Origin of the sequence: Microcoleus sp. S13_C5 (assembly GCF_036700845.1) — a bacterium.
Lineage (GTDB): Bacteria > Cyanobacteriota > Cyanobacteriia > Cyanobacteriales > Microcoleaceae > Microcoleus.
In genome coordinates this window covers 1-10,628 of the sequence record NZ_JAUBPR010000078.1, presented here as the reverse complement: position 1 = coordinate 10,628, position 10,628 = coordinate 1, and the positions used below count along the sequence as shown (strand labels likewise).

Sequence of the window (10,628 nt, the reverse complement as noted above, 5' to 3'; positions counted from 1 at the left end):
CTCCCAATTGCAAAGTCAAATCGAGACAGCCAATCAGAATCAAACTCAACTTCAATCTCAAGTATCCGACTTAGAAAATCAGTTAGAAAGTGTGCGTCAAAGTCGCTCTGAATTGGAATCTCACCTCACTTCTCAAATTTCGGTATTGCAAAGTCAAATCGAGACGGCAAATCAAAATCAAAATCAACTTCAATCTCAAGTATCCGAGTTAGAAAATCAGCTAAATATCCTGCGTCAAACTCGCTCGGAATTAGAAGTTCAGCTAGAAACTGCTAACACCGAACGATCGCACCTTTCTTCTCAACTCTCCCAATTGCAAAGTCAAATCGAGACAGCCAATCAGAATCAAACTCAACTTCAATCTCAAGTATCCGACTTAGAAAGTCACTTAGAAAGTGTGCATCAAACTCGCTCTGAATTGGCATCTCAGCTAGAAACGGCTAACAGAGAACGATCGCATCTTTATTCTCAACTCTCGGAAACTCAAAGTCAAATCGAGACAGCAAACCAGAATCAAGCTCAACTTCAATCTCAAGTATCCGAGTTAGAACACCAACTAGAGACAGTTTATCAAGAACGCTTGCTGCTAACATCGCAACTTTCCGAAGCGGGCGATCGACAATCTGAGCATTTTGAGCCGGAATCAGAACAAATTGAAGCATCTACTTCAGATACCAAAGTTGGGAAGAGTCAAGAATTTGTTGTTTCTCAGCAGGGTCAAGGCGATTATACTACTATTAGCGAAGCGCTGAAAAATGCAGCACCGGGCACGCGCATTGACGTGCATCCAGGCGTTTATCGCGAAAGTCTCATTCTCGACAAATCGGTAGAAATTATCGGCAGCGGAGAGGTTGATCGCATTGTGATTGAAAGTATCAACTCAAACTGCATTAAAATGGCAACTGATACTGCTTTAGTGCGGGGTTTAACGCTGAGCGCCACTGGGAAATATTACGCTGTAGATATTCGCAAAGGCGAGTTAATCATAGAAGACAGCGATATCACTTCTGCGGACTATTCTGTGGTGGGAATTTGCGGCCCTGATGCAAATTCTATCCTCCGCCGCAGTCAAATTCATGATGGGGTATGGAACGGAATTTTTATATCGGATAATGGGAAAGCAACGGTAGAAGATTGCAGTATTTTTGACAACGGCAGCTTAGGAATAGGTGTCGGATTGGGAGGAAAATTAATCGTGCGTCGGTGTCGGATTAATGGTAATGAAGGTGAGGCGATCGCCGTTTACAGAGATGGCATTGCTACCGTGGAAGATAGCGATTTAACGGGCAATGCTGGGGGTGCTTGGCGCATTGCAGATAACGGATACTGGAACGGCAAAGGCAATCAAGAATAGAAGAAGGAAGAAGGAAGAAGGAAGAGAAAAGAGCGAAGAGAATTCCCAATTAGCGATTCCCAATCCCCGATGGCCAATACCCAATTACCAATTCTAAATGCCTAACAATCGAGCTGGATTGTGTTTCATCATCAAATCAATCTCATGCGGAGAAATGCCTTCACATATCAATTTATCCACAAATAATTTGTAACCTTCCGCCGGCAAAGGATCGGGTTTCCTTCCTAAATCCGTACTCATAACAAAATGCTCTGCTCCTATTAGTTTAATCGCTGCTGCCATCTTACTAATAGAAACTTGATGCCAGTTTTTGTGTCCGTCATCAGCGGCATTTTCTCCCATCAAATCGTTTACAAATGCGAGTTCTAAGAAAGCTCCGGCTGCGGCGGCTGTTTGCATATTTTCTAGGGATAAACCGGGTACATCCGCCATTGCGTGGGTAATCAGGATGTTTTTAATGTTGAGCAGGTTGGCTGCACCGACAACCGCCATCACTTCTTCTGATGAAATATGACCAGTTTCCAATACCAAATTCTCTTTTGCTACAATCTTCAACACCGCTGCTGTTTCCGGTAAAACCTTGCCATTGTCCGCAATTTTAATCCCTATTCCCGATTTGTGAAAAACCTGCAAGTGATGCTCAGCATCAACCGTTGGTAGCCACACTACTTTACCGTATTTGCCACCGATGCGGTGCATTGCCTCAACCGCTTCGGGATTAATGCCACCTACCGAATGATTGAGAACAACTCCCCCGAAAACTTCGATTTCTGGTACTATTTTATTAACCAAAACTGCCCGCGCTGCTGTGCTGGCATAATGATTTTTCAATACCACAGCTTTCATCTTCGCCCTAGCAGCTAATTTCGCTACTTCAAAATCATCCAACCTGCGAGGAATCACATCAGGAGAAGAATGAATGTGAAAGTCGATCGCACCTTCGATCGTACTCTTGGGCAAATTGACCATCGGCGGATCTCCGACAGCATAAGCTGGCAGACAAAACCAAGAGCAAACCATCCAAACTAACGTTAAAAAAACAGCTTGCATTCATCCCCTCTTCCCTTCTTCCCTCTGCGTTCTCTGCGGTTCATTTCCTCTTAATCCTCTCAAATAAAAGATTTAACCGCATTTGCTAAAGCTTCTGCATTCTCTTCGTGCATACCCAAAGAACCGGGAATAACTCGCGATTCAACACCCGGTAATTCCGTTAATGCTTCCATTTCAGCCTTTGATTTGGGCGGCGCATTTTCAGCAATTACAACCATCACTGGCACTGCTAATTGTTGAAAATTATCTGTAAATTCCGATCGCACTTTTGCCGGATCTAAACCACCAGTCACAAAGGCGGCGGGACCGTAGCGAGCACCGGGTTTTTGCGTAATTTTCCACTTATTTTGAATGAAATCGGGTGTGACTTTGGCAGCATCCACATAGACGTGACGCCGATACATCAAACTCAGGAAAGACGGCGCAGTGTTCAGTTTGTAAAGGAATTGTCCTAGTAAGGGCGATCGTACTACTTCTCTCACAATTCCGTGCCACCCACTTTGCTGTTTGCTCATCGTCGGCAAAGGCCCGCGCCAAGTCGGCGCAGCTAACACAATCTTTGACCAAACATTGGGCTGTGATTGCGCTAATTGCATCACATAACCCGCAGCGTGACCTGCTGCAACTACAGCAACCGGACTATTAAAAATTGCCTCAACAAAATCCTTAAGAAACTGATGGTATAAGTGCGGTTGATAGTCGGTTCGCGGGCGATCGGATTCGCCAAAACCCGGCCAATCTAAGCTCACCACTTGAAATTTAGGAGCTAACAATTCTGCTAAAGGACGCATTTCTTCTCGCGTCGAAACCGTACTGAAAGCCGGCAGCAGCAATACAGGATTTCCCTGTCCTCTGGTTTCGTAAATAACTTTGATTTGCGTTTCTTTCCACTTCCAGAGATATTGTTGAACTGTGCCGGGATAGTTGCCAGAACCTGATTTTGTTAAATTTGTAGTTTGAGTCATGGCTGTTTATTCTTTTAATTTGCTTCGGCTTGCTTGCTCAATTCACAAGCAACTGCCTTATTTTTCATCATTTGAAATATGTTGTAAAAGCCGTTAGCGCGGGAAGGGGTCAGACTCACATTCAATCCCGTGTCTTGAATAAAATCTGGAGTAATAGTGACAATTTCAGCAGGCGTTAATCCGCTCAAACCTTCCACCAGCAAGCCAACTAATCCTTTGACTAACTGAGCGTCTGAATCGCCTTGATACAAAACTTTTCCGTCTGCTAAATTTGCAGTAATATAAACTTGCGACACGCAGCCAGAAACTTTGTTTTCCGGCAGTTTGTCGCTTTCGGGAAATGCTGGGAGTCTCTTGGCATACCACAGCAGTTGTTCGTAGCGCTGTTTCGGATCGGAATGTCGCTGAAAGCGCTGAACGATTTTAGCTAGGGCTGCGGGTAGCGCGGTGTTTGCGGACATGATTCACTCGTAGCGGTTTACTTCGTTAATATTATACATTTAATTTTGGTGGGGGGTGCGATCGATTTGCAACATCAGCGTCGATCTGCATTCATCTACTGTTACAAACCCAAAACTACAACTTTTGGCAGTCTCGTGCGTGTAGCTGCGAATAACCTTCGCCATTACAAACGACCCAATTATAGACTGATGAAATATCAAAAAAAACAACTGTTGAGCTGTGATATAATTCTATAGTATGCCTTTTGCCAGAAAGACATCGAAGGGCATTTTATCAGTGAGAAATTATTGAAATTTGTCGAGATCAAAAGGTCGATCACTCTGAACTGCCCGATCGCCGATCTGAACAGGTTATTGTAGATGACAAGTGCGATCGTCCCGCAATTATCAAATTTCGCAACGATCGCGATTTGAGCAAAATTCAAACGTTAGCTCGAACACTATGGCGCGATCGCCCTTACACGGGTAAAAGCGGCACACCGCGCAACTGGCGCAGGGAATTGATACAAACTGGGCAGTCGCAGCCAAACATCGCCACGGCGGCATCGCTTTCTTCTTCCGAAAAATCCAGCATCGCCACCGGCTGGCCATCCGGCGACTGCCAAGCGATCGTCTGTTTAGAATTGGAAGCAGCGGTTGTAGCGGGGAGGCGCACGCAAGTCAGGCGCTGAGTGTGGGGCGATCGCACGCAGCGGGGCGAATCAGCGGATTGGCCTGGTGTTTCGCCAATTTGAGCGGGAGTTGCGATCGCGCTCAAAGACATCAGAGAGCCAAACAGCGTCGGGCTTACAAGTAAAGTGAGGAGCAATCTATTCATTTGTCGTCCTTAAGAACTTCAACGTATACAGTAGCCGATTATCTGTTGAAATTCAACAAGGTTTTCGTCTGATCTCAGTACGATTTGCCGTTATTAAGGCTTAAAAGCCGAATATTTGCCGCCCAAACCTTCAACAATTATCCGCCTATTGGCAACCAGCATTTTCTGATAAGTATCACCTTTCCTCCCATTTTAAGAATTGTTGCAATTTGAGTATATTTAGCTCGCCAGTGATAACAAGTTCATCCAATGCGGGTAAACTGATTTCAGCAAGGGCAACTCGAAGCAGCGAACAAGTTTACCTCAAAAACCAGGTGGGGAGTGATGAGTACAGTTTTAGTGGTGGAAGATTCCCGCAGCCAGCGAGAGTGCATTTCACATCAGTTGAGATGCAGCGGATTGAATGTAATTCAGGCATCAGATGGTGTGGAAGCGCTGGATAAAATTGATAAAAATTGCCCGGATTTAGTATTATTAGATATCGTAATGCCCCGCCTGAACGGCTACGGTGTTTGCGGTTTAATTAAAGCTAATCCCGAAACTCGGAATATACCAGTGGTATTTTTAACAGGCAAGGGGCAGCAGTTAGCTTTATTTTCCAGGTTCCAGGGCGCTCGCGCCGAGGCTTATGTTAGCAAACCTTGGCAGCCGAGGGAACTTGTGGCAACGATCAGAAAAGTTTTGATCAATGCCAATATTAACTTCGATCGAGCTTCGGCTGACGCTTGGACAGAATACGGTATCTTAAACTTAAGTACAGTCGAACTGTATCAAAGTTGTGCCGATGCTTGGACAAAATACAGCGCCCAAATTATTAAATTGTACGATTCCAGCTTAGCAGCTTTCGAGCAAGCTTTGGCAATTGAACCGAGTCACTCGAATGCAAACAAGTATCGAAACCGAGTCCAGACAATCCGGGCAATTTTGATGAAAAAATTAGAGCAAACTAAACCTTGCACAGTTTGCGATTATTATTACGGCAAGGACGGGATAAATTGTGCGGTGCATCCAGATGGCCGTCCTCAAGAACAGTGTCGCGATTGGGAATTTAATTAAAATAAAATGAAAACAAATAACCGCGCTTACTTGGAAAAGTTGCTGCAAGAAAGAAACGAACATCCCGAAAGAATAGCTGAAATTGATGCGAAAATAAATGAGACTTTTCGCCAAAATTACGCAATTTTAGTAATGGATATGTCAGGATTTTCGCGCACGACAGTCCGCTACGGAATTATTCATTTTTTGGCAATGATTCACCGGATGCACGGAATTGTCAAACCGATAATTTCAGAATGCAGGGGCACTGTAGTTAAGGAGGAAGCAGACAATATTTTTGCAGTTTTTCCCGATGTAAAATCGGCGGTGGAAGCTGCGAAAGACTCTTTGAAACAAACGGCGGCTGTCAACACGACACTACCGCCGGATATGGATATTTACCTCTGCATTGGTATTGGCTGTGGCGATGTTTTGATGCTGGAAGGAGAAGATATGTACGGATCGGAATTTAATCTGGCATCCAAACTGGGAGAGGATTTGGCGGAACGGGGAGAGATTTTGCTCACCTCAGCAGCCTTTGAAAAGTTGGAAGGTGAGAAGGAAGACTGGGAAAAAGTGGAACTTTCGGTTTCAGGTTTGGAATTGGTGGCGTACAAGCGGCTGTAATCGGCTGAATTTCTGTTGTCTTCTCGTTTTTTGCCCTGCTGGAAAATGAGAACATGACTTGGGCCAGCCTTCACTAGGAACCCGGTTTATTCGCAGAGTTTCGGCTACTCCGCTATTTGCGTACCAACCGGGTTGATGAGGCTATATTCCTAGAGAATATCGAATTTAAATAAAATTTAAAATCAGATGATTGAGGAACACAAAACTTGGCAATCTATCAATTTATCTGCTATTCGACAGCGGCTGGCTTGGCTGCAACAACAGCCAGATAAAGTTATTTTTTGCAAAGAGTCGGGTGTTCACTATGTTGCCGTCACAAAAGATCGATCGCACATTAAGCTATCTTTAGTAGAAAAAGTAAATCAGCACACAGATTTACTGCAATCTGTTTTCGATTTCAACAATCCTTTACATCTAGTGTCTGAATATACTCAGGCAATGATGTTGGGTTTAGTGTGGCAAAGCCAACCTCAAAGAATCTACATAGCTGGATTTGGCGGCGGCAGAGTTCCCTTAGTTTTGCACCACTATTTGCCGGACACTGTTATAGAATGTGCGGAGGTCGATCCGATCGCGATCGAAGCAGCTACACAGTGTTTTGGGGTAAAATTGGACGATCGGCTAACTGTAACAATTCAAGATGGCCGAGAGTATTTAGAGCAGCAAAAATCAGATACTCAGTACGATATCATCATGATCGACGTAGCTTTTGGCAACGGCTACTTTCCGCACCGCCTATCCACCAAAGAATTTTATCAAATCTGCGAAAAACACTTGTCAAGCGAGGGAGTTGTGGTAGCAAATCTGCTGCACAGAGATCAGTTTTATGCCGAAAAAATCACAACTTTTCAAAGTGTGTTTTCTCAAGTGTGCCTGTGTGTTTGCCAGGAAAGTAATAGCATTTTGATTGGTAGCAACAGCCAGATTTTGGAGAAAGATGAGATTGTTGCTAGGGCCAAATATTTGCAAGATAGCTATCAATTTTACTTTCCATTGACAGACAGGGCGCTTGAGGTAAAAGTAGGTAGAGAATTGGCGGAGGCTGTACCTACTTTAGAGAAAGCTCAAATTTTTCATGACGATTCGCCGCCCGCTGGTTATTTTGATTGCTGGTTATTCTGATATCTATAATAAGTCCGGCTTTACTCTTTGTGGAACAGGCCGGAAAGCCTGTTGCTGATGTGGTTTTCACGATGTTGAGATAGCCCGGAGATTGGAAATCGCGTCTACACATACGAAGTGCGAGCAGAGGGGGACTAAGAGAAAAGGGGGTACTAAAGCCGGATTTAATATGATGTGATTTTGTCCCGAATTTTCAGCATCGATCGCCGATCGAGAAAAAATCTATAATAAATCCATATTCTAAAATCTATAACAAATGGCGACACGAGTTGATTTTCCTAAATATCTGCAATCCCTGGTTGAGTCTTATAAAAAACAACAGCATCTCTACACGCTGACGGATTTACAGGTGGAGGATCGATCGCAACCTCGATCCGCACAAAATAAACCAGAAACGAAAATCGATCGGCTGGAAGTGCTGGCGGGACTCCGCAAGTACGTGCAGCAGGGAAATGTGCTGCTAGTGGGCAAGCCCGGTTCGGGAAAATCAACGGTATTGCTGCGTTTTCGGTGGGAATGGGCACGAGAAGCACTCAAGGATCGCGATCGACAGATTCCGGTGTTGGTGCAGTTGAGGAGCGATCGCTCGATCGTAGAAGCAATCTGTGCAGAATTTCGGCAGGCAAAGCTGAGAGTTAGCCAGAAAGAGGTGGATGATTTTCTGCTGGATGGCAGGTTGCTGCTGTTGCTGGATGGCGTGAATGAGATGCCATCGCAACAAAGGCGGCAGGATTTGCAGCTATTCCACGACGACAATCCCGATACGCCGATGATTTTCACGACACGGGATTTGGCGCTGGGCCGATCTTTGGGCATTGAGAAAAAGCTGGAGATGTGCGCGCTGACGGAACCGCAGATGCGGGAGTTTGTGCACAAGCATTTGCCACAACATGGGGATTTGCTGCTGCGACAGTTGGGAAATCGCCTGCGAGAGATTGCCGAAACGCCGTTACTACTGGAAATGATGTGTAAGGTGTTTAAAAATAGCGGGAAAATTCCCCAGAGTAAGGGCGAGTTGTTTCAGGAGTTCGATCGCCAGTATGAGGAGTTTAAGCGCGGCGCGTGGGTTTCGGATGGTTTTCGGCGCTTCAAGTCGGAGATTTTGCAGCAGTTGGCTTTTGTGATGTTGCAGGGTGACTCGCAGCCCCCCACGGATGGTTGGGTGGCGATTGATCGCGCTCGGGCTGAGGGGATTTTGGAGTGCTGGTTGCACGATCGGGGGGTGGTGGATGCGCCAATCAAGGCGAAGAAGTGGCTAGAGGATTTGCTGAAGCACCATCTGTTGCAGGTGGCGGCAAAGCCGGAGGAAATTGAGTTTCATCACCAATTATTTCAGGAGTATTATGCGGGGCGGGCGTTGCTGAAACTGTTGCTTGAAAGGCATATTGATGCGAGCGATGATCGACGGTTGCAGCATTTCTATTTGAATTATTTTAAATGGACGGAGCCTCTGGCGTTCATGCTGTCGTTGTTGCGGGATGAGGTGCAGGCGGTGCGGGTGGTGCGGCTGGCATTGGAGGTGGACTTGAGGTTGGGGGCGCGGCTGGCGGGGGAGGTGCAGCGGGAGTTTCAGCAGCGCACGGTTGGGTTGGTGGATGGGTTGGATGTGTCGTTGTTGTTGAAGGCTGAGCTTTTGAGGGAAGTGCGATCGGATGAGGCGATTGCGAGATTACTTAAATTCGTTGAACATTCACACCATTGTGTGCGTAGGAGCGCGGCAGATGCCTTAGGCAAAATCGGTGACGCTCAGGCGATTCCGGTATTACTTAAACTCGTGGAAGATTCACACTCTTCTGTGCGTAGGAGCGCGGCAGATGCCTTAGGCAAAATCGGTGACGAGAAGGCGATTCCAGGATTACTTAAACTCGTTGAAGATTCAGACTTTTATGTGCGTTGGGGGGCGGCAGATGTCTTAGGCAATATCGGTGACGCTCAGGCGATTCCGGGATTACTTAAACTCGTTGAAGATTCACACCCTTATGTGCGTAGTAGCGCGGCAGATGCCTTACGCAAAATCGGTGACGCTCAGGCGATTCCGGGATTACTTAAACTCGTGGAAGATTCAGACTCTTATGTGCGTAATAGCGCGGCATATGCCTTAGGTGAAATCGGTGACGAAAAGGCGATTCCGGGATTACTTAAACTCGTTGAACATTCAGACTCTGATGTGCGTAATAACGCGGCAAGTGCCTTAGGCCAAATCGGTGACGCTCAGGCCATTTGGGGATTACTTAAACTCGTTGAAGATTCAGACTCTTCTGTGCGTTGGAGGGCGGCAGGTGCCTTAGGCAATATCGGTGACGCTCAGGCGATTCCGGGATTACTTAAACTCATGGAACATTCAGACTCTGATGTGTGTTGGAGCGCGGCAGATGCCTTAGGCAATATCGGTGACGCTCAGGCGATTCCGGGATTACTTAAACTCATGGAACATTCAGGCTATGATCTGCGTAGGAGTGCGGCATATGCCTTAAGCAATATCGGTGACGATCGGGCGATTTCGGGATTACTTAAACTCGTTGAAGATGCAGACTTTTATCTGCGTTGGAGCGCGGCAGGTGCCTTAGGCAATATCGGTTACGAGAAGTCGATTCCGGGATTAATTAAACTCATGAAACATTCAGACTCTGATGTGCGTAAGATCGCGGCACACACCTTAGGCAAAATCGGTGACGCTCAGGCGATTCCGGGATTACTTAAACTCGTTGAAGATTCACAGCCTTATGTGCGTAGTATCGCGGTAGATGCCTTAGGCAAAATCGGTGACGCTCAGGCGATTCCGGGATTACTTAAACTCGTGGAAGATTCAGACTCTGATGTGCGTAAGATCGCGGCAGATGCCTTAGGCAAAATCGGTGACGAAAAGGCGATTCCGGGATTACTTAAACTCGTTGAAGATTCAGACTCTTCTGTGCGTAGTAGCGCGGCAGATGCCTTAGGAAAAATCGGTGACGATCGGGCGATTTCGGGATTACTTAAACTCGTTGAAGATTCACAGCCTTATGTGCGTAGTATCGCGGTAGATGCCTTAGGCAAAATCGGTGACGAAAAGGCGATTCCGGGATTACTTAAACTCGTTGAAGATTCAGACTCTTCTGTGCGTAGTAGCGCGGCAGATGCCTTAGCGGGACTTAAACAAATTTTAAGCCCAAACAAAGCCTAAACTGGCTTTATAAGCGGAGAATACGTCCCAATTT

General features: G+C 46.0%; 9 protein-coding genes. 5 read left to right on the top strand and 4 right to left on the bottom strand.

The window, feature by feature from the left end; all coding sequences use genetic code 11:
* On the top strand, positions 1-1,354 hold a 1,354-nt coding region (locus tag QUA04_RS19455), incomplete at its 5' end, for a right-handed parallel beta-helix repeat-containing protein (RefSeq protein ID WP_333259427.1).
* 93 nt (positions 1,355-1,447) lie between these two features.
* Here the strand turns inward: QUA04_RS19455 and QUA04_RS19450 are convergent.
* The 4 genes from QUA04_RS19450 to QUA04_RS19435 form a co-directional block, all read right to left on the bottom strand.
* Positions 1,448-2,404 carry a DUF6282 family protein gene (locus tag QUA04_RS19450; RefSeq protein ID WP_333259424.1) on the bottom strand — a complete coding sequence of 319 codons (957 nt, stop codon included), beginning with the start codon at positions 2,402-2,404 and terminating at the stop codon, positions 1,448-1,450.
* 59 nt (positions 2,405-2,463) lie between these two features.
* Positions 2,464-3,369, bottom strand: a complete 906-nt coding sequence (locus QUA04_RS19445; RefSeq protein WP_333259422.1) for an alpha/beta hydrolase — start codon at positions 3,367-3,369, stop codon at positions 2,464-2,466.
* A gap of 14 nt (positions 3,370-3,383) precedes the next feature.
* A complete protein-coding gene (locus QUA04_RS19440) occupies positions 3,384-3,830 on the bottom strand; it encodes a SufE family protein (RefSeq protein WP_333259420.1) in 447 nt (148 codons plus the stop codon).
* Positions 3,831-4,287: 457 nt separating this feature from the next.
* Entirely contained in the window at positions 4,288-4,647 is a 360-nt protein-coding gene (locus QUA04_RS19435; RefSeq protein WP_333259417.1) for a hypothetical protein, read from the bottom strand.
* A 324-nt stretch (positions 4,648-4,971) separates the two neighbouring features.
* On the opposite strand from QUA04_RS19435, the gene QUA04_RS19430 reads away from it, so the two are divergent.
* The 4 genes from QUA04_RS19430 to QUA04_RS19415 all read left to right on the top strand — a co-directional run bounded on the left by QUA04_RS19430 (position 4,972) and on the right by QUA04_RS19415 (position 10,594).
* Positions 4,972-5,703 carry a response regulator gene (locus tag QUA04_RS19430; protein ID WP_333259415.1) on the top strand — a complete coding sequence of 244 codons (732 nt, stop codon included), beginning with the start codon at positions 4,972-4,974 and terminating at the stop codon, positions 5,701-5,703.
* A gap of 6 nt (positions 5,704-5,709) precedes the next feature.
* Positions 5,710-6,309, top strand: a complete 600-nt coding sequence (locus QUA04_RS19425; protein WP_333259412.1) for an adenylate/guanylate cyclase domain-containing protein — start codon at positions 5,710-5,712, stop codon at positions 6,307-6,309.
* A 186-nt stretch (positions 6,310-6,495) separates the two neighbouring features.
* Positions 6,496-7,431 (top strand): fused MFS/spermidine synthase, encoded by a 936-nt coding sequence (locus tag QUA04_RS19420; RefSeq protein WP_333259409.1) that lies wholly within the window; start codon positions 6,496-6,498, stop codon positions 7,429-7,431.
* 256 nt (positions 7,432-7,687) lie between these two features.
* On the top strand, positions 7,688-10,594 hold the full coding sequence (locus QUA04_RS19415; RefSeq protein ID WP_333259407.1) for a HEAT repeat domain-containing protein: 2,907 nt from the start codon (positions 7,688-7,690) through the stop codon (positions 10,592-10,594).
* Positions 10,595-10,628 lie beyond the last annotated feature (34 nt).

What these genes read in the sequence shown, in the direction of transcription:
- QUA04_RS19415 (WP_333259407.1), top strand. Translation starts at nt 7,688, where the DNA reads ATGGCGACACGAGTTGATTTTCCTAAATATCTGCAATCCCTGGTTGAG.
- QUA04_RS19430 (WP_333259415.1), top strand. Translation starts at nt 4,972, where the DNA reads ATGAGTACAGTTTTAGTGGTGGAAGATTCCCGCAGCCAGCGAGAGTGC.
- QUA04_RS19425 (WP_333259412.1), top strand. Translation starts at nt 5,710, where the DNA reads ATGAAAACAAATAACCGCGCTTACTTGGAAAAGTTGCTGCAAGAAAGA.
- QUA04_RS19435 (WP_333259417.1), bottom strand. Translation starts at nt 4,647, where the DNA reads ATGAATAGATTGCTCCTCACTTTACTTGTAAGCCCGACGCTGTTTGGC.
- QUA04_RS19445 (WP_333259422.1), bottom strand. Translation starts at nt 3,369, where the DNA reads ATGACTCAAACTACAAATTTAACAAAATCAGGTTCTGGCAACTATCCC.
- QUA04_RS19420 (WP_333259409.1), top strand. Translation starts at nt 6,496, where the DNA reads ATGATTGAGGAACACAAAACTTGGCAATCTATCAATTTATCTGCTATT.
- QUA04_RS19440 (WP_333259420.1), bottom strand. Translation starts at nt 3,830, where the DNA reads ATGTCCGCAAACACCGCGCTACCCGCAGCCCTAGCTAAAATCGTTCAG.
- QUA04_RS19450 (WP_333259424.1), bottom strand. Translation starts at nt 2,404, where the DNA reads ATGCAAGCTGTTTTTTTAACGTTAGTTTGGATGGTTTGCTCTTGGTTT.